At 62.8% G+C, this 19,361-nt stretch carries 15 protein-coding genes and 3 tRNA genes; 15 read left to right on the top strand and 3 right to left on the bottom strand.

Annotated elements, in window-relative coordinates; translation table 11 throughout:
- Positions 1 to 67: 67 nt before the first annotated feature.
- Positions 68 to 955 carry a 2-hydroxy-3-oxopropionate reductase gene (locus tag FJ986_RS15100; protein ID WP_140558704.1) on the top strand — a complete coding sequence of 296 codons (888 nt, stop codon included), beginning with the start codon at positions 68 to 70 and terminating at the stop codon, positions 953 to 955.
- A 46-nt stretch (positions 956 to 1,001) separates the two neighbouring features.
- Here FJ986_RS15100 and FJ986_RS15095 read toward each other — a convergent pair whose 3' ends face one another.
- A complete protein-coding gene (locus FJ986_RS15095; RefSeq protein WP_140558705.1) occupies positions 1,002 to 1,847 on the bottom strand; it encodes an RNA methyltransferase in 846 nt (281 codons plus the stop codon).
- Between the two features lie 197 nt (positions 1,848 to 2,044).
- Between FJ986_RS15095 and FJ986_RS15090 the strand changes: the two genes are divergently transcribed.
- Both FJ986_RS15090 and FJ986_RS15085 read left to right on the top strand, forming a co-directional pair.
- A tRNA-Tyr gene (locus FJ986_RS15090) sits at positions 2,045 to 2,129 on the top strand.
- A 90-nt stretch (positions 2,130 to 2,219) separates the two neighbouring features.
- Positions 2,220 to 2,293 (top strand) — tRNA-Gly (locus tag FJ986_RS15085).
- Between the two features lie 83 nt (positions 2,294 to 2,376).
- On the opposite strand, the gene FJ986_RS15080 is transcribed toward FJ986_RS15085, so the two are convergent.
- Positions 2,377 to 2,835, bottom strand: a complete 459-nt coding sequence (locus FJ986_RS15080) for a YidB family protein (protein ID WP_140525527.1) — start codon at positions 2,833 to 2,835, stop codon at positions 2,377 to 2,379.
- A gap of 129 nt (positions 2,836 to 2,964) precedes the next feature.
- On the opposite strand from FJ986_RS15080, the gene FJ986_RS15075 reads away from it, so the two are divergent.
- Positions 2,965 to 3,222 (top strand): GlsB/YeaQ/YmgE family stress response membrane protein, encoded by a 258-nt coding sequence (locus tag FJ986_RS15075; RefSeq protein ID WP_140525526.1) that lies wholly within the window; start codon positions 2,965 to 2,967, stop codon positions 3,220 to 3,222.
- A 237-nt stretch (positions 3,223 to 3,459) separates the two neighbouring features.
- Here FJ986_RS15075 and FJ986_RS15070 read toward each other — a convergent pair whose 3' ends face one another.
- A complete protein-coding gene (locus FJ986_RS15070; RefSeq protein WP_140493546.1) occupies positions 3,460 to 4,347 on the bottom strand; it encodes a DMT family transporter in 888 nt (295 codons plus the stop codon).
- A 290-nt stretch (positions 4,348 to 4,637) separates the two neighbouring features.
- Here FJ986_RS15070 and tuf point away from each other — a divergent pair, with 290 nt between their 5' ends.
- From tuf to rpoC, 11 genes are all read left to right on the top strand, one after another.
- On the top strand, positions 4,638 to 5,813 hold the full coding sequence (tuf, locus tag FJ986_RS15065; RefSeq protein WP_140515452.1) for an elongation factor Tu: 1,176 nt from the start codon (positions 4,638 to 4,640) through the stop codon (positions 5,811 to 5,813).
- 206 nt (positions 5,814 to 6,019) lie between these two features.
- Complete coding sequence (locus tag FJ986_RS15060; RefSeq protein ID WP_140564602.1) at positions 6,020 to 6,502, top strand: group II truncated hemoglobin; 483 nt, start codon at positions 6,020 to 6,022, stop codon at positions 6,500 to 6,502.
- A gap of 211 nt (positions 6,503 to 6,713) precedes the next feature.
- A tRNA-Trp gene (locus FJ986_RS15055) sits at positions 6,714 to 6,789 on the top strand.
- A 399-nt stretch (positions 6,790 to 7,188) separates the two neighbouring features.
- Positions 7,189 to 7,392: a preprotein translocase subunit SecE gene (gene secE / locus FJ986_RS15050; RefSeq protein ID WP_013531408.1), complete on the top strand. Its 204-nt coding sequence runs from the start codon at positions 7,189 to 7,191 to the stop codon at positions 7,390 to 7,392.
- Positions 7,393 to 7,419: 27 nt separating this feature from the next.
- Positions 7,420 to 7,947 (top strand): transcription termination/antitermination protein NusG, encoded by a 528-nt coding sequence (gene nusG / locus FJ986_RS15045; protein ID WP_140501620.1) that lies wholly within the window; start codon positions 7,420 to 7,422, stop codon positions 7,945 to 7,947.
- A gap of 175 nt (positions 7,948 to 8,122) precedes the next feature.
- Positions 8,123 to 8,551, top strand: a complete 429-nt coding sequence (gene rplK, locus FJ986_RS15040) for a 50S ribosomal protein L11 (RefSeq protein WP_140501622.1) — start codon at positions 8,123 to 8,125, stop codon at positions 8,549 to 8,551.
- Between the two features lie 4 nt (positions 8,552 to 8,555).
- Entirely contained in the window at positions 8,556 to 9,254 is a 699-nt protein-coding gene (gene rplA, locus FJ986_RS15035; protein ID WP_140501624.1) for a 50S ribosomal protein L1, read from the top strand.
- A gap of 407 nt (positions 9,255 to 9,661) precedes the next feature.
- Entirely contained in the window at positions 9,662 to 10,180 is a 519-nt protein-coding gene (gene rplJ, locus FJ986_RS15030) for a 50S ribosomal protein L10 (RefSeq protein ID WP_140515456.1), read from the top strand.
- A gap of 54 nt (positions 10,181 to 10,234) precedes the next feature.
- The gene (gene rplL / locus FJ986_RS15025) at positions 10,235 to 10,612 is read left to right on the top strand and encodes a 50S ribosomal protein L7/L12 (RefSeq protein ID WP_027146630.1); all 378 of its coding nucleotides are present in this window, start codon (positions 10,235 to 10,237) and stop codon (positions 10,610 to 10,612) included.
- A 266-nt stretch (positions 10,613 to 10,878) separates the two neighbouring features.
- Positions 10,879 to 15,015 (top strand): DNA-directed RNA polymerase subunit beta, encoded by a 4,137-nt coding sequence (rpoB, locus tag FJ986_RS15020; RefSeq protein ID WP_140501628.1) that lies wholly within the window; start codon positions 10,879 to 10,881, stop codon positions 15,013 to 15,015.
- 135 nt (positions 15,016 to 15,150) lie between these two features.
- Positions 15,151 to 19,347 carry a DNA-directed RNA polymerase subunit beta' gene (rpoC, locus tag FJ986_RS15015; RefSeq protein WP_140501630.1) on the top strand — a complete coding sequence of 1,399 codons (4,197 nt, stop codon included), beginning with the start codon at positions 15,151 to 15,153 and terminating at the stop codon, positions 19,345 to 19,347.
- The last annotated feature ends 14 nt before the right edge of the window (positions 19,348 to 19,361 follow it).

Raw genomic sequence — 19,361 nt, 5'->3', positions numbered from 1 at the left:
GGGGAGATGGCCGGCAGGCCAGAGGGGGGCGTGAAGGAACGCAACCTCAACAAGACGGAGAACCACAATGGAAACCATCGGCTTCATCGGCCTTGGCATCATGGGCGCGCCGATGGCGGGACATTTGCTGGACGCCGGCTACACGGTGATCGCCAGCGACCACCGCTCCAGGCCACAGGCCGAACTGGTGGCCAAGGGACTGAAAACTGTCACCGGCCATGCCGCCGTGGCGAAGGCCGCCGATATCATCATCACCATGGTGCCCGACACACCGCAGGTAGCCGAGGTGCTGTTCGGCGACAACGGCGTCGCATCAGGTCTTTCCAAAGGCAAATTGGCCATCGACATGAGCTCGATCTCACCGATCGAGACCAAGGTCTTCGCCAAAAAAATCAACGAACTGGGCTGCGACTATCTTGATGCGCCGGTCTCGGGCGGCGAGGTGGGAGCCAAGGCCGCATCGCTCACCATCATGGTCGGCGGCGAGGAGAGGGCGTTCGAGCGCGCCAGGCCCGTTTTCGAGAAGATGGGCAAGAACATCACCCTGGTCGGACCGAACGGCGTCGGCCAGACCACCAAGGTCGCCAACCAGATCGTCGTCGCGCTGACCATTGAAGCCGTCGCCGAAGCGCTTGTTTTTGCTTCAAAAGCCGGCGCCGACCCCGCCAAGGTCAGGCAGGCGCTGATGGGCGGGTTGGCCGCCTCGCGCATCCTCGAAGTGCATGGCGAACGCATGGTCAGGCGCACCTTCGCGCCGGGTTTCCGCATCGAACTGCACCAGAAGGATCTCAACCTCGCCCTGGAAGGCGCAAGGGCGCTCGGCGTCTCCCTGCCCAACACGTCGACCACCCAGCAACTGTTCAATTCCTGCACGGCCAATGGCGGCGCCAGGGAGGATCACTCGGCCCTGGTCAGGGCGCTGGAGCGGATGGCCGGGCATGAGGTAGGGCAGTAGGAGCCGCCCGTTCCGGCCGATTTGGAAACCCTACTGCCGTACTGCCCTACTGCCTCAAGAATTTCCGTGCCGCATAAAGGCTTACCGCCGCCGCGTTCGACACGTTGAGCGAGCGGATGGCGCCGGGCATGTCGAGGCGAGCCAGTGTCGTCACCGTCTCGCGCGTCTTCTGGCGCAGGCCCTTGCCTTCCGCGCCCAGCACCAGGGCAAGCTTGTCGCCGGCAAAGCTCGTTTCGAGTTCGGCCGGGCCGTCCGAATCGAGACCGATTGTCTGGAAGCCGGCCTCGTGCAGTTGCGCGAGCGCGTCGGCCAGGTTCTTCACCTCGATCTGGTCGATATGTTCGAGCGCGCCGGAGGCTGATTTCGCCAGCACGCCCGATTCCTGCGGGCTGTGGCGCGCCGTGGTGATCAGCGCGCCGGCATCGAAAGCGACCGCCGAGCGCAGGATGGCGCCGACATTGTGCGGATCGGTGATCTGGTCGAGCACCAGCACCAGCTTTGTGTCGCCAAGAGCGTCGAGTCGCTTGGGCTTCAGCGGCTCGGCCTCGATCAGCACGCCTTGATGCACGGCATCCGAACCCGTGATCTTGTCGATGTCCCTGGGTTCGACCAGCTCCGCCTTGAAGGGCAGGGCCGCGAAGTCGGCCAGTCCCAGCCGCTCGGCGGCATTGCGCGTCACCAGCATTTTCCGGATCTTGCGGCGCGGATTGTCGAGTGCCGCGCGCACCGTATGCAGGCCATAGAGCCGCACCAGCCCGTCGGCTGCGTTCTCGCCCGGCGGCATGGGCTGGCGCGGCCGGAATGCCGGCGCGCCGCCGCTCTTTTCGTCGCGGTGTGCACGACGCAGCTTGGCGTAGTGGGTGTCTTTCGGGGTGCCGGTCTTGTTGCTCATGGCCGGCTTCTATAGCGGTCTCCGGCGGCCAGGGATATGGCCCGTCGCCGCAGCCGGCGAACAACATCGAAAAACCCTTGCCACGCGGTTGACACCCACTGGCCTTGCCGCCATAAGGCGCTTCGCTGATTTCGGAGAAGTGATACTCGGGTCCGGATCGGCAAGAATGCCTCGTTGCATGGCTCCGGCGGCAGACTGGAGAGGTGCCCGAGTGGTTAAAGGGGACGGACTGTAAATCCGTTGGCTTAGCCTACGTTGGTTCGAATCCAACCCTCTCCACCACTGCCGGCCCGGAAGCCCTGAAACGTGAAAGCATCGGAGGCGAAAAGCGCATGGCGCTTTTCCGCGGAATCCGATACTTCAGGGCACGGCGCGGGTATAGCTCAGTGGCAGAGCAGCAGCCTTCCAAGCTGAATATGCGGGTTCGATTCCCGCTACCCGCTCCAGATTTCCAACCCATGCCATCGGCAAGCTGAAACGCTGCGCGGCCAGGTCGCGCAGCGCTCCAGAGGATGATTGTTCACTCGCTTCAGCTGTTGAAGGCCGATGCGACCTGATGTTGCTGCGGCACCTGGCCGTTCGGCGTCAGCTTGTCGACGATGCCAGGCAGGGCTGCGGACAATTGCTTGAGCAGTTCCTGCTCGTCGAGTCCCGTCCGTTGCGCGATCTCGCGGATGACCTGCGGTCCGATCGCGTTGCCCAGGTCGTTGGCGTTGATCGGTTGGTTCTGGCCGGTGCCGACCCAGGAATCGGCGACGTTGCCGTGGCCGGAGTTCTTCAATTTGTCGAGCAGGCCGCCCAGTCCGCCAAGCAGGCCGCCATCGCCGGCCGTGGTTTCACCGGGCTCGGCCGGTACGGGAGCTTGGGGTTGCTCCGGCTGTTCGGCACTCCTGCCGCTGAGCATCTTTCCGACCAGCAGCGCGCCAAGCGCGATCATCAGGGGTTTGGTGATGTTGCCGCCCGGAACGGCATTGTCAAACAGTCCCATCGTGGATCTCCTTGTCAACCAAGCCCGTCCCATCCTCACAATGACGCAAACGGGCGGAATTTCAAGCTGGCTTGAGCTTTTGACAATCATATGAAAATGATGGACGCGGCAGGGGATTGGAGAGGAAAAATGTCAATCATCAGCTGGATTATTCTGGGAGTCATCGCCGGCTTTCTTGGCAGCAAGATCGTCAACAAGAGCGGCCAGGGCATGATCATGGATATCGTGCTCGGCATTGTCGGCGCCATTGTCGGCGGCCTGATCTTCAGCGCTTTCGGCGCGTCGGGCGTGACCGGTCTCAACATATACAGCCTGATCGTCGCGGTGGTGGGCGCCGTGGTCGTGTTATGGGCTTACCACCAGTTCGCCGGCAAGCGGCCGATTTAGCACCAGTCCCATTCCGATAGTTCGGGATGGGATTTCTACCTGTCCGCTCGTGCATGAGCTTCCCCGAAACCGGATCCCGCACTCGGGTCATGCGCCCGTCCCGTCCTTCATCGGCGGTGTTTGCCACCGCGGAGCGCCGTCTGGCGCGTCTTATCTGACCCTCTTGAGGATATCGCGGACAGCGTGTTGAGCTTGCGGCGAGACCCCCGGCGATAATCGGCCGCAACTGGAGCCGACTTAGGCGACGACAGTCAGCCGGCGCCTGCGCTGGTCGAGCGAGACGATGGCCAGTCCGCTACCGACAACCAGAAGGATGCCGCAGATCGCCAGCGCGTTTGGGAATTGTCCGAACACCAGCAGGCCCGAAATCATCGCCCAGACGGTGAAGCAGTAGTAGAACGGCGCCACTGCGCTGGTCGGCCCGACGCGATAGGCCATGAAGATGAAGAAATGGCCGAAGATCAGGAAGAACCCGGCTCCGGCCATGAGCAGCAAATGATGTGCTCCGGGCATGATCCAGCGCTCTGAAACCAGGTGTGCCGCACCGGCGCCGATCAGCACCACGACGACGGCGGAAATCGCCACGATCATTCCCGGCACCTCGGCCGGAACCCGCCTGCCGGTGAGATCGCGCGCGGCCGACAATGCCGCGTTGCCGAGCGCCAGCAGGGCATAGACCGAGATGCCCTGCATTGTCGGTTGCGCCACCATCAGCGCGCCGATGAAGCCGAGGCCGATCAGCGCCATGCGCTGGCCGCCGATGCGCTCGCCGAACAGGATAGAGGAGCCGACCAGCATCAACAGCGGCGTGACCTGTCCGAGCGCGGTGGAATCGGCAATCTGCATGTTGGCGAGCGCCACGACGTAACAAAGGATGGCGGCCAGTTCGAGCAGGTTGCGGTGCAGCACGCGCTTGTCGAAGATCAGCGGGATCTGTTTGCCATAACCAAGCGCAAACAGCAGCGGAAAGCCCCAGAGCGCTGCCGCCGCGCCGCGCAGGAACAGCACTTCATAGGACGGCAGGCCCGCCGTAGCGAGCTTCATCATCGTATCGTTGACGAGATACGACCCGGTCGAGACGATCATGAACAGAGGGCCGCGAACGGCTGTCGGGATGAAATGCATCGGTGCAGGAAATCAGAGCGGGAACACCGCCGCAATGGGCCATGAAGCGCCGACAAATCCGACAGCGACCGACGAGCGGGGCGCGGGAGGCCGGCGCGATTGCGCAGGGTAGGCCATTCCATTTCATGCGGCACGTTCCTATATCAGCGCCATATCCCCGCAATCGGATCACGGGTTCGGACCGAGTGAGAAGGCGCCCGGGCAAAAGACGCTTGTGTTTTTTGGCCTTTGTCGCTAATCGCCCCGCATTCGACTGAACTGAAGGTCCAGGCCGTCCAAGGAAAGAGACTATGGCAAAAGGTAAATTCGAGCGCACCAAGCCGCATGTGAACATCGGCACGATTGGCCACGTTGATCATGGCAAGACGTCTTTGACGGCAGCGATCACCAAGTATTTTGGCGAATACAAGCGCTATGACCAGATTGACGCGGCGCCGGAAGAGAAGGCGCGCGGCATCACCATTTCGACGGCTCACGTCGAGTACGAGACGGAGAACCGCCACTACGCCCACGTCGACTGCCCCGGCCACGCCGACTATGTGAAGAACATGATCACCGGTGCCGCGCAGATGGACGGCGCGATCCTGGTTGTGTCGGCCGCCGACGGCCCGATGCCGCAGACCCGCGAGCACATCCTTTTGGCCCGCCAGGTCGGCGTGCCGTCGATCGTGGTGTTTTTGAACAAGGTCGACCAGGTCGACGATGCCGAGCTGCTTGAGCTGGTCGAGCTCGAGGTTCGCGAATTGCTGACCAAGAACGAGTTCCCCGGCGACGACATTCCGATCGTCAAGGGTTCGGCGCTGGCGGCTCTGGAAGATTCGGACAAGAAGATCGGCGAGGACGCGATCCGCGAGCTGATGGCTCAGGTCGACGCCTACATCCCGACGCCGGTTCGTCCGCTCGACAAGCCGTTCCTGATGCCGATCGAGGACGTGTTCTCGATCTCGGGCCGCGGCACGGTCGTGACCGGTCGCGTCGAGCGCGGCGTGGTCAAGGTCGGCGAGGAGCTGGAGATCATCGGCATTCGTCCGACCACCAAGACGACCTGCACGGGCGTCGAGATGTTCCGCAAGCTGCTCGACCAGGGCCAGGCGGGCGACAACATCGGCGCGCTGCTGCGCGGTGTCGACCGTGAAGGTGTCGAGCGCGGCCAGGTTCTGGCCAAGCCCGGTTCGGTGAAGCCGCACAAGAAGTTCGTGGCCGAAGCCTACATCCTGACCAAGGACGAGGGTGGCCGTCACACGCCGTTCTTCACCAACTACCGTCCGCAGTTCTACTTCCGCACCACCGACGTGACCGGCATCGTGTCGCTGCCGGCCGGCACCGAGATGGTGATGCCTGGCGACAACATCACGGTCGACGTCGAGCTGATCGTGCCGATCGCCATGGAAGAGAAGCTGCGCTTCGCCATCCGTGAAGGCGGCCGCACCGTCGGTGCCGGCATCGTCGTCACCATCAAAGAGTAATCGACACCGGCATCAGCCGGATCGAGAAGGAAGGGCGGTCCTCGGGCCGCCCTTTTTGTCGGCGACCGAAGGTCAGCCGTTGGCATGCCGGGGCCGACACGCGGTCGAACGGTAGCCGCGTCATCGAACTGGCCATCGAGGCAGGTTGAGGCTTGCTCGATTTTTCCGCTATCGTCGCTGCAGGCGGCGCTGGGCGGAGGTCAAGTATGAGCCAGGATGTTCCGACACTGTACGAATGGGCCGGCGGCAGCGAAGCGCTCAACCGGCTGACGCAGACCTTCTATGACAAGGTGGCGCAGGATCCGGTCGTCGGGCCGGTGTTCAAGCATATGTCGCCCGACCATCCCGCCCATGTCGCGGCCTTTATCGGCGAGGTTTTCGGCGGGCCGAAAACCTACAGCGAAAAATTCGGCGGCCACCGCGAGATGGTGATGCATCACCTGGGCAAGCATTTGACGGAGGAGCAGCGCCGCCGCTGGATCAACCTGCTGGCCGATGCCGCGGATGCCGTCGGGCTGCCTGACGATCCGGAGTTCCGTTCCGCCTTCATGGGCTATGTCGAGTGGGGATCGCGGCTCGCCAGGATGAATTCCAATCTCGGCGAAACGTGCGACCCGGAGACCGAGCCGATGCCGGCCTGGGGCTGGGGCGTGCCCGGCGGGCCTTACCGGGTCCCGGACACCAAATAGCGTCCAACGGATACACGGGCCGGCAGGCAAGATCTCCGCGAACAGCATGCCGGCGCACTCGAGCATGAAACCGGAGATCGATGGCGGCGGGCTGGTCGTCGACCATCCCGATTTCCGGGAAAGGGGATGAAGGCGCGTTTGCTTGCAAACCGCTCTTTACAGAGCGCGCGGAAGCTTTTAGGAAGCCCCTGCTGCGCCGAGGCGCACGTGTACGGGCATAGCTCAGTTGGTAGAGCGGCGGTCTCCAAAACCGCAGGTCGTAGGTTCGAGCCCTGCTGCCCGTGCCATTTCAAGAAATGGCACGTCAAACAAAAACTCAGCCATTTCCTAAATGGCCGTCAGAAACGATATTTCTGCGGGCCGCCCTTTGAAAATCGACGACCGGCTTGCCATATTAAGCTGATTGAGGCATAAGGGCGCCATAGCCGGGACGGAACGACTGGATGGTTCCGAGGCGGTGTTTGGTCATAAAGCGGACACTTGCCACTTGCGTGGATCAAGAATCGGTTTTATGTAGACGAAACAGACACGCGACGCGTGGAGCTGGGAAGCCGGCTTTACGCGTCTGATTTGCATGGGCGAAATGATTGCGCTGATTCGGCGCGAAAGTGGACCCAGGCGGCACGTCCCGGCCAGCGGGATCATCCAGGAGACCCGGCCAACGGGTCTTGAAGACAGAGCGGCATATGGCTTCGAAAACCACAAATCCTTTCGTCTTTCTCCAGCAGGTTCGCGCGGAGACCGCCAAGGTGACTTGGCCGTCGCGACGCGAAACGATGATCTCGACGGTGATGGTTCTGGCTTTCGCTGTGATCGCGATGATCTTTTTCTTCACCGCCGATCAGCTCATGGGCCTCGCGGTCGAACAGATTCTGGGCATTGGACGCTAAGTCCGGCGATTACGGAGAAGTCGTGAAATGACTACGCGCTGGTACATCGTCCACGCCTATTCGAACTTTGAGAAGAAGGTCGCCGAGGACATCGAGAACAAGGCCAAGCAGAAGGGCCTGTCCGCCGATATCGAGCAGATCGTCGTGCCGACCGAGAAGGTCGTCGAGGTTCGTCGCGGCCGCAAGGTCGACGCCGAGCGCAAGTTCTTTCCGGGCTATGTGCTCCTGAAGGCCAACTTGACCGACGCCGTGTTCTCGCTGGTCAAGAACACGCCGAAGGTCACCGGGTTTTTGGGCGACTCCAAGCCGGTGCCGATCACCGAGGCCGAGGCGCAGCGCATCCTGAACCAGGTGCAGGAAGGCGTCGAGCGCCCGAAGCCCTCGGTTACTTTCGAGATCGGCGAGGCGATCCGCGTCTCGGATGGCCCCTTCGCGTCCTTCAACGGCTTCGTCCAGGAAGTGGACGAGGAGCGGGCGCGGCTCAAGGTGGAAGTTTCGATCTTCGGGCGCGCCGTGCCTGTCGATCTGGAATTCGGACAAGTCGAAAAAGGCTGATCCGAAATCCCTGGCGCCGTTCCGGTGGTCAGGGGAGGCGGCGCGGCAACGCGCGGCCTGAGAACGGTGGGAGGCGAATGCGGCTTTAGCCGGCCGCAGGAACCGCACCACCAGACTGCAACAGCCGGTGTTTTCCCAGATCGAGGGGCCGGCATAGACAAAGGCAGGAATAGAGATGGCTAAGAAAATTGCAGGCCAGCTCAAGCTCCAGGTTGCCGCGGGCTCGGCTACGCCGTCGCCCCCGATCGGCCCGGCGCTTGGTCAGCGCGGCATCAACATCATGGAGTTCTGCAAGGCGTTCAACGCGCAGACCCAGGAAATGGAAAAGGGATCGCCGATTCCGGTCGTCATCACCTACTACCAGGACAAGTCGTTCACCTTCGTCATGAAGACGCCGCCGGTGAGCTACTTCCTGAAGAAGGCCGCGAACCTGAAGTCGGGCTCCAAGGAGCCGGGCAAGGTCAAGGCCGGCACGATCGGCCGCGACAAGGTCCGCGCCATCGCCGAGCAGAAGATGAAGGATCTGAACGCAAACGACGTCGAGGCGGCCATGCGCATGGTCGAGGGCTCCGCCCGCTCGATGGGTCTGGAAGTGGTGGGCTGAGATCATGGCAAAGATTGCAAAGCGTGTATCGAAGACCCGCGAAGGCATCGATCCCAACAAGGCTTATACCTTGGGTGACGCGCTGAAGCTGCTCAAGGATCGCTCGACGGTCAAGTTCGACGAGACGATCGAAGTCGCGATGAATCTCGGCGTTGATCCTCGCCATGCCGACCAGATGGTCCGCGGCGTGGTCAACCTGCCGAACGGCACCGGCCGCTCGGTCCGCGTCGCCGTGTTCGCCCGTGGCGACAAGGCCGAGGAAGCCAAGGCCGCCGGCGCCGACATCGTCGGCGCGGAGGACCTGGTCGACATCGTCCAGAAGGGCACGATCGATTTCGATCGCTGCATCGCCACGCCGGACATGATGCCGCTCGTCGGCCGTCTGGGCAAAGTGCTCGGCCCGCGCGGCATGATGCCGAACCCGAAGGTCGGTACCGTCACCACCGACGTCGCGGCCGCCGTCAAGGCATCGAAGGGCGGCGCTGTGGAGTTCCGCGTCGAGAAGGCCGGCATCGTTCACGCCGGCGTCGGCAAGGTCTCGTTCGACGTCAAGGCGCTGGAAGAAAACGTCCGCGCCTTCGCCGATGCGGTGACCAAGGCAAAGCCGGCTGGTGCCAAGGGCAACTACGTCAAGAAGGTGTCCGTCACCTCGACGATGGGCCCGGGCCTCAAGCTCGACGTCTCGACGCTCGCGGCGTCCTGATTAACCGTTTGGATCGGCCGCTGAACGGGCCGATCCGTAAGTGAATTCCGGGCCTGGATCGTTCTGGGCCCGGTACCGGGAGCCGAAAGGTTTCCGGACATCCTGTCCGAGATTGCAGGCGGCCCGGCCTTGATTGAAAAGGGGGGCCTTAATTCATGTGGGCCTGCATGAGACGGGTGAAGACCTGACAACGGAGCAAGCGCTCCAATGAAAGGTTCGAACCGTGTTTGCCTTTTGTCTGCGCATCGTCCGGCTTGCCGGCGATGTGGCGAAAGGGGGCAGGATCCTCGAGCGCTGTTCGGGAGATCCGTTACTGGATGGCCCGGCCGGCAAAAGGCAACCCGACGCCTGTCCTCGTGAATGGGAATGTTCCCGTTAGCAGGATGGGGGTCAACTGGAGATAGGCAGTGGACAGAGCGGAAAAACGCGAACTCGTCACGGGCCTGAACGATGCGTTCTCGAACGCGGGTTCAGTGGTCGTGGCCCACTATGCCGGTATCACCGTCGCGCAAATGAACGACCTCCGGTCGAAAATGCGCGCTGCCGGTGGCACCGTTAAAGTCGCGAAGAACCGTCTCGCCAAAATCGCTCTTCAGGGCACGGACTCCGCATCGATCATCGATCTGTTCAAGGGACAGACGCTGGTCGCCTATTCGGAGGATCCGATTGCGGCGCCGAAGGTCGCGTCCGATTTCGCCAAGGGGAATGACAAGCTCGTCATTCTCGGCGGCGCAATGGGCACCACCTCGCTCAACGCCGACGGTGTGAAGGCACTCGCCACACTTCCGTCGCTCGACGAGCTGCGCGCCAGGCTGGTTGGCATGATCGCCACGCCGGCAACCCGGATCGCCCAGATCGTCAATGCGCCCGCGGCTTCGGTCGCGCGTGTCATCGGCGCTTACGCCCGGAAGGACGAGGCGGCATGAGGCCGTTCCTCGCTATCACAAACACACGTTCGAACCTTATGAAGGAATACAACAATGGCTGATCTCGCAAAGATCGTAGACGACCTTTCGAAGCTGACCGTCCTTGAGGCGGCTGAGCTGTCGAAGCTTCTGGAAGAAAAGTGGGGCGTTTCGGCTGCTGCTCCGGTGGCTGTTGCCGCTGCCGGCGGCGCTGCCGCTGCCGCTGCTCCGGTCGAGGAAAAGACGGAATTCGACGTCGTCCTCACCGATGCCGGCGCTCAGAAGATCAACGTCATCAAGGAAGTCCGCGCCATCACCGGCCTTGGCCTCAAGGAAGCCAAGGACCTGGTCGAAGCGGCTCCGAAGCCGGTCAAGGAAGCCGTTTCCAAGGCCGACGCCGACAAGTTCAAGGCCCAGCTGGAAGCAGCCGGCGCCAAGGTCGAGCTGAAGTAAGCGTAACAATCGGCGGACGGCCTCGCGCCGTCCGCCACTCCCTCGGGCGACCTGGGGAGGCTGCGTAGCGCGAGATGCACGAAAACCTCTTTCCTGAGGGCCGAAAACCGGCTCTCAGGAAACGGGTTTTCTCCCGTTTTAGCCGGCCGCCGCCAAGTAGTTTGGTAATGGGGCCGGAGAACAGACAGAGAGCCGCTGCCCAGGCGGTTCGGATGCAAGGCGAGCCGCGGCGAGGCTCGCCCCGAGTTTAGAGCTAAGGAGCGACGATGGCCCAGACCCAGACTTTCAATGGCCGCAGACGCGTACGCAAGTTCTTCGGAAAGATCCCGGAAGTTGCGGAGATGCCGAACCTCATCGAGGTTCAGAAGGCGTCCTATGACCAGTTCCTGATGGTGGACGAGCCCAAGGGCGGACGTCCGGACGAGGGACTGCAGGCTGTTTTCAAGTCGGTCTTCCCGATCTCCGATTTTTCCGGCTCCTCGATGCTGGAGTTCGTGAAGTACGAGTTCGAAGGACCGAAATTCGACGTTGACGAATGCCGTCAGCGCGACCTCACCTATGCCGCACCGCTGAAGGTGACGCTGCGCCTGATCGTGTTCGATATCGACGAGGATACCGGCGCGAAGTCGATCAAGGACATCAAGGAGCAGGACGTCTACATGGGCGACATGCCGCTCATGACCTCGAACGGCACCTTCATCGTCAACGGCACCGAGCGCGTCATCGTCTCGCAGATGCACCGCTCGCCGGGCGTCTTCTTCGACCATGACAAGGGCAAGTCGCACTCGTCGGGCAAGCTCCTGTTTGCCGCGCGCGTCATCCCCTATCGCGGTTCGTGGCTCGACATCGAGTTCGATTCCAAGGACGTCGTGCACGCCCGCATCGACCGTCGCCGCAAGATTCCGGTGACGTCGCTGCTGATGGCGCTCGGAATGGACGGCGAAGAGATCCTGTCGACCTTCTACAACAAGATCACCTACAAGCGCGCCGGCGATCACTGGCGCATTCCGTTCAACGTCGATCGTTTCCGCGGCCTGAAGGCCGTCGGCGACCTGGTCGACGCCGACACGGGTGAGGTCGTTGTCGAGGCCGGCAAGAAGATCACCGCCCGCCAGGCCCGCCAGCTCGGCGAAAAGGGCCTGAAGGCGATCAAGGCGACCGACGAGGACCTGCTCGGCAACTATCTCGCCGAGGACATCGTCAATTACGCCACCGGCGAGATCTTCCTCGAGGCCGGCGACGAGATCGATGACAAGACGCTGAAGGTGCTGCTTGGCACCGGCGAGGACGAGATCCAGATACTCGACATCGATCACGTCAATGTCGGCGCCTACATCCGCAACACGCTCGCCGTCGACAAGAACGAGAGCCGCCAGGACGCGCTGTTCGACATCTATCGTGTCATGCGCCCCGGCGAGCCGCCGACGCTCGAAACCGCTGAAGCCATGTTCAACTCGCTGTTCTTCGACAGCGAGCGCTACGACCTGTCCGCCGTTGGCCGCGTCAAGATGAACATGCGCCTCGAACTCAAGGCCGAGGACACCGTGCGTGTATTGCGCAAGGACGACATCCTGGCCGTGGTCAAGACGCTGGTCGAACTGCGTGACGGCAAGGGCGAGATCGACGACATCGACAATCTCGGCAACCGCCGCGTGCGTTCGGTCGGCGAGCTGATGGAAAACCAGTACCGCGTCGGCCTGCTGCGCATGGAGCGCGCGATCAAGGAGCGTATGTCCTCGATCGAGATCGACACGGTCATGCCGCAGGACCTGATCAACGCCAAGCCGGCGGCTGCCGCCGTGCGCGAGTTCTTCGGTTCCTCGCAGCTGTCGCAGTTCATGGACCAGACCAATCCGCTGTCGGAGATCACCCACAAGCGCCGTCTCTCCGCGCTTGGACCGGGTGGTCTGACCCGCGAGCGCGCCGGCTTCGAGGTGCGCGACGTGCACCCGACGCATTACGGCCGCATCTGCCCGATCGAGACGCCGGAAGGCCCGAATATCGGCCTGATCAACTCGCTCGCCACCTTCGCGCGCGTCAACAAGTACGGCTTCATCGAGAGCCCGTACCGCAAGATCGTCGACGGCAAGCTGACCAATGACGTCGTCTATCTGTCGGCGATGGAAGAGGCCAAGCACCATGTCGCGCAGGCCAATGCCGAGCTCGACAAGGATGGTCGCTTTGTCGACGAATTCGTCATTTGCCGCAGTGCCGGCGAAGTGATGATGGCGCCGCGCGAAAACGTCGACCTGATGGACGTTTCGCCCAAGCAGATGGTGTCGGTGGCCGCGGCCCTGATCCCGTTCCTTGAGAACGACGACGCCAACCGCGCGCTGATGGGCTCGAACATGCAGCGCCAGGCCGTGCCGCTGGTGCGCGCCGAAGCGCCGTTCGTCGGCACCGGCATGGAGCCGATCGTCGCCCGTGATTCGGGCGCCGCCATCGGCGCCCGCCGCGGCGGCATCGTCGACCAGGTGGACGCGACGCGTATCGTCATCCGCGCCACGGAAGACCTCGATCCGGGCAAGTCCGGCGTCGACATCTACCGGCTGATGAAGTTCCAGCGTTCGAACCAGAACACCTGTATCAACCAGCGTCCGCTGGTGCGCATGGGCGACCGGGTCAACAAGGGCGACATCATCGCGGACGGTCCTTCGACCGAGCTCGGCGATCTGGCTCTCGGCCGCAACGTGCTGGTCGCGTTCATGCCGTGGAACGGCTACAACTACGAGGACTCGATCCTCCTGTCCGAGCGCATCGTCGCCGACGACGTCTTCACCTCGATCCACATCGAGGAGTTCGAGGTCATGGCGCGCGACACCAAGCTCGGACCGGAGGAAATCACGCGCGACATTCCGAACGTCTCGGAAGAAGCGCTGAAGAACCTCGATGAAGCCGGCATCGTCTATATCGGTGCCGAAGTTCAGCCGGGCGATATCCTGGTCGGCAAGATCACGCCGAAGGGCGAAAGCCCGATGACGCCGGAAGAAAAGCTTCTGCGCGCCATCTTCGGCGAAAAGGCATCCGATGTGCGCGACACCTCGATGCGCATGCCTCCGGGCACCTTCGGCACCGTCGTCGAGGTGCGCGTGTTCAATCGCCACGGTGTGGAGAAGGACGAGCGCGCCATGGCGATCGAGCGCGAGGAGATCGAACGCCTCGCCAAGGACCGTGACGACGAGCAGGCGATCCTGGATCGCAACGTCTACGCGCGCCTTTCCGACGTGCTCGTCGGCAAGGAAGCGATCGCCGGACCGAAGGGCTTCAAGAAGGGCTCGACGCTGTCGAAGGACACGCTCGACGAGTATCCGCGTTCGCAGTGGTGGCAGTTCGCCGTGGAGAACGAAAAGCTCCAGAGCGAACTGGAAGCCCTGCGCGGCCAGTACGACGATTCCAAGAAGGCACTCGAACAGCGCTTCATGGACAAGGTCGAGAAGGTGCAGCGCGGCGACGAAATGCCTCCGGGCGTCATGAAGATGGTCAAGGTCTTCGTGGCGGTGAAGCGCAAGATGCAGCCGGGTGACAAGATGGCCGGCCGTCACGGCAACAAGGGTGTCGTGTCGCGCATCGTTCCGGTCGAGGACATGCCTTTCCTCGAGGACGGCACGCATGCCGATATCGTGCTCAACCCGCTGGGTGTGCCGAGCCGCATGAATGTCGGCCAGATCCTGGAAACGCATCTGGGCTGGGCTTGCGCCGGAATGGGCAGGAAGATCGGCGAGATGATCGACGCCTACAAGTCTGCCGGCGACATCAAGCCGCTGCGCAAGACGCTGGAGAGCTTCATGCCCGCCAACGACCGCAACGAGCCGGTCCGCGAGTATGACGACGAGAGCATCGTTCGCCTGAGTGAGCAGATGCGCCGCGGCGTCTCGATCGCAACCCCGGTGTTCGACGGCGCGCACGAGGCCGACATCAACGTCATGCTGGAGCAGGCGGGCCTGCACACCAGCGGTCAGTCGCAGCTCTATGACGGACGCACCGGCGAGCCGTTCGATCGCAAGGTGACGATGGGCTACATCTACATGCTCAAGCTTCACCACCTCGTGGATGACAAGATCCACGCGCGTTCGATAGGTCCGTACTCGCTCGTCACCCAGCAGCCGCTGGGCGGCAAGGCGCAGTTCGGCGGCCAGCGCTTCGGCGAAATGGAGGTCTGGGCGCTGGAAGCCTACGGCGCCGCCTATACGCTGCAGGAAATGCTGACGGTGAAGTCGGACGACGTCGCTGGCCGCACCAAGGTCTACGAGGCGATCGTCCGCGGTGACGACACCTTCGAGGCCGGCATTCCCGAGAGCTTCAACGTTCTCGTCAAGGAGATGCGGTCGCTCGGCCTCAACGTCGAATTGGAGAACACCAAGCTCGACGAAGCCCCGGTTCGGCTGCCCGACGCAGCGGAATAAACAAGACACCCGGTCGCGGGAGAGGCTCCCGCGACCGGGTGCACCAAATTCTTCGGCCGGTGGGCCGACCACTCAGCGGGCATTTGCCCCGCATCAGATGCAAGGGGTTTTCCAGGACCCCGAAAGGAGAACGGCATGAACCAAGAGGTCATGAATCTCTTCAATCCCCAGGCGCCGGCGCAGGTGTTCGATTCCATCCGGATATCGCTCGCCAGCCCTGAGAAGATTCTGTCCTGGTCGTTCGGCGAGATCAAGAAGCCGGAGACCATCAACTACCGCACCTTCAAGCCGGAGCGTGACGGTCTGTTCTGCGCGCGCATTTTTGGCCCGATCAAGGACTACGAGTGCCTGTGCGGCAAGTACAAGCGCATGAAGTACAAGGGTGTCATCTGCGAAAAGTGCGGTGTCGAAGTCACGCTGTCGCGCGTTCGCCGCGAGCGCATGGGCCATATCGAGCTGGCGGCACCCGTCGCCCATATCTGGTTCCTGAAGTCGCTGCCCTCGCGCATCGGCACGCTGCTCGACATGACCCTGAAGGACATCGAGCGCGTCCTCTACTTCGAGAACTACATCGTCACCGAACCCGGCCTCACCGCGCTGAAGGAGCACCAGCTGCTCAGCGAGGAAGAGTACATGATCGCCGTCGACGAATATGGCGAGGATAGCTTCACCGCCATGATCGGCGCCGAGGCCATTCATGACCTTCTGGCCGGCATGGACCTGGAGAAGATCGCCGGCGACCTGCGTTCGGAGCTGGCTTCGACCACGTCCGAGCTGAAGCAGAAGAAGTATCTCAAGCGGCTCAAGGTCGTCGAGAACTTCATGGAGTCCGGCAACCGTCCGGAATGGATGATCATGAAGGTGGTTCCGGTGATTCCGCCGGACCTGCGCCCGCTCGTCCCGCTGGACGGCGGACGTTTCGCGACGTCGGACCTCAACGATCTCTATCGACGCGTCATCAACCGCAACAACCGTCTGAAGCGGCTGATCGAGCTGCGTGCCCCCGGCATCATCGTGCGCAATGAAAAGCGCATGCTGCAGGAAGCCGTCGACGCGCTGTTCGACAACGGCCGCCGTGGCCGCGTCATCACCGGCGCCAACAAGCGTCCGCTGAAGTCGCTGTCGGATATGCTCAAGGGCAAGCAGGGCCGGTTCCGCCAGAACCTGCTCGGCAAGCGCGTCGACTATTCCGGCCGTTCGGTCATCGTCACCGGTCCGGAGCTCAAGCTGCACCAGTGCGGCCTGCCCAAGAAGATGGCGCTCGAACTGTTCAAGCCCTTCATCTACGCCCGCCTCGACGCGAAGGGTTACTCCTCGACCGTCAAGCAGGCGAAGAAGCTGGTCGAGAAGGAGCGTCCGGAAGTCTGGGATATCCTCGACGAGGTCATCCGCGAGCATCCGGTGCTCTTGAACCGCGCGCCGACGCTGCACCGCCTCGGCATCCAGGCGTTCGAGCCGATCCTGATCGAAGGCAAGGCGATCCAGCTGCATCCGCTGGTCTGCACGGCCTTCAACGCCGACTTCGACGGCGACCAGATGGCGGTCCACGTGCCGCTGTCGCTGGAAGCGCAGTTGGAAGCCCGCGTGCTGATGATGTCGACCAACAACATCCTGCACCCGGCTTCCGGCGCGCCGATCATCGTGCCGTCGCAGGACATGGTTCTGGGTCTCTACTACCTCTCGATCGTCAACCAGAACGAGCCGGGCGAGGGCATGGTGTTTGCCGACATGGGCGAACTCCAGCACGCGCTCGAGACCAAGGCGGTGACCCTGCACGCCAAGATCAAGGGCCGCTTCCGTTCGGTCGACGCCGAGGGCAAGGTCGTGTCGAAGATCTACGACACCACGCCTGGCCGCATGATCATCGGCGAGCTTCTGCCGAAGAACGTCAACGTGCCTTACGAGACCGCCAACCAGGAGATGACCAAGAAGAACATCTCCAAGATGATCGACACCGTCTACCGCCATTGCGGTCAGAAGGAGACGGTCATTTTCTGCGATCGCATCATGGCGCTCGGTTTCGCCCATGCCTGCCGCGCCGGCATTTCGTTCGGCAAGGACGACATGCTGATCCCGGATACCAAGATCAAGCTGGTGTCGGACACCGAGGCCTTGGCCAAGGAATACGAGCAGCAGTACAATGACGGCCTGATCACGCAGGGCGAGAAGTACAACAAGGTCGTCGACGCCTGGGCCAAGTGCTCGGAAAAGGTCGCCGACGAAATGATGGCCCGCATCAAGGCGGTCGAGTTCGAGGACAATGGTCGTCAGAAGCCGATGAACTCGATCTACATGATGTCGCACTCCGGTGCGCGCGGCTCGCCCACCCAGATGCGCCAGCTCGCCGGCATGCGCGGCCTGATGGCCAAGCCGTCGGGTGAAATCATCGAGACGCCGATCATCTCGAACTTCAAGGAAGGCCTGACCGTGCTCGAGTACTTCAACTCGACCCACGGCGCCCGCAAGGGCCTGGCAGACACCGCATTGAAGACGGCGAACTCGGGCTACCTCACCCGTCGTCTGGTCGACGTGGCGCAGGACTGCATCGTCAACTCCGTGGATTGCGGCACCGACAAGGGCCTCACCATGCAGCCGATCGTCGATGCCGGTCAGGTCGTCGCTTCGGTCGGCCAGCGCGTGCTGGGTCGCACCGCGCTCGACGACATCAACCATCCGGTGACCGGCGAATTGCTAGTCAAGGCCGGAACGCTGATGGACGAGCGCGACGTGGAGCAGATCGAGAAGGCCGGCGTGCAGTCGGTCCGCATCCGCTCGGCGCTGACTTGCGAAGTCAGGGTCGGCGTCTGCGCGGTCTGCTACGGACGCGATCTGGCCCGGGGCACCCCGGTCAACCAGGGCGAGGCCGTCGGCGTCATCGCGGCGCAGTCGATCGGTGAGCCGGGCACCCAGCTCACCATGCGTACCTTCCACATGGGCGGTACGGCGCAGGTGGTGGATAGCTCGTTCCTTGAAGCCTCCTATGAGGGCAAGGTCGAGATCCGCAACCGCAACGTGGTGCGCAACTCGGACGGCCAGCAGATGGTCATGGGCCGCAACATGGCGGTGCTGATCCTCGACGAAGCCGGCAAGGAGCGCGCCACGCACCGCGTCACCTATGGTTCGCGCATCTTCGTGGATGATGGCGACAAGGTGAAGCGCGGCCAGCGCATCGCCGAGTGGGATCCTTACACCCGCCCGATCCTCACCGAAATCGAGGGCAAGGTGGCGTTCGAGGATCTGGTCGACGGCATTTCCGTCCAGGAAACGGCCGACGAGTCGACCGGCATCACCAAGCGCGAGGTCATCGACTGGCGTTCGACGCCGCGCGGCAACGACCTGAAGCCGGCGATCGTCGTTCAGGACGCCAAGGGCAAGGTCGGCAAGCTGTCGAAGGGCGGCGATGCCCGCTTCCTGCTCTCGGTCGAGGCCATTCTCTCGGTCGAGCCGGGTGCTCAGGTTCGCCCTGGCGACGTCCTGGCGCGTATCCCGATGGAAAGCGCCAAGACCAAGGACATCACCGGCGGTCTGCCGCGTGTTGCCGAGCTGTTCGAGGCCCGTCGTCCGAAGGATCACGCCATCATCGCAGAGATCGATGGTACGATCCGCTTCGGCCGCGACTACAAGAACAAGCGCCGCATCATCATCGAGCCGCATGACTCGACGCTTGAGCCTGTCGAATACCTGATCCCGAAGGGCAAGCCGTTCCATCTCCAGGACGGCGACGTCATCGAGAAGGGCGACTACATCCTCGACGGCAATCCGGCGCCGCACGACATCCTGGCGATCAAGGGCGTGGAGGCGCTTGCGTCCTACCTCGTCAACGAGATCCAGGAGGTCTACCGTCTGCAGGGCGTGTCGATCAACGACAAGCACATCGAGGTGATCGTTCGCCAGATGCTGCAGAAGGTCGAGATCACCACGCAGGGCGACTCGACCTATATTCCGGGCGACCACGTCGACGTGATCGAACTGGAAGAGGTCAACGAGCGCCTGATCGAGGACGGCAAGAAGCCGGCCGAAGGCCAGCCGGTGCTGCTCGGCATCACCAAGGCCTCGCTGCAGACGCCGTCCTTCATCTCGGCCGCCTCCTTCCAGGAGACGACCAGGGTGCTGACGGAAGCCGCGGTTGCCGGCAAGACCGACATGCTGCAGGGCTTGAAGGAAAACGTCATCGTCGGCCGGCTGATCCCGGCCGGTACCGGCGGCACGATGAGCCAGATCCGCCGCATCGCCACCTCGCGCGACGAACTGATCATCGACGAGCGCCGCAAGGCCTCCGGTGTCGAAGTCGCCGAGCCGATGCTGGCCGACATGACAACCGCCGCGCAGTAGGCGCGGCGGCAAGA

Origin of the sequence: Mesorhizobium sp. B1-1-1, assembly GCF_006442955.1 — a bacterium.
Taxonomy (GTDB): domain Bacteria; phylum Pseudomonadota; class Alphaproteobacteria; order Rhizobiales; family Rhizobiaceae; genus Mesorhizobium.
The sequence above is the reverse complement of the archived record's forward strand: the minus strand, read 5'-3'. Positions and strand labels throughout refer to the sequence as shown.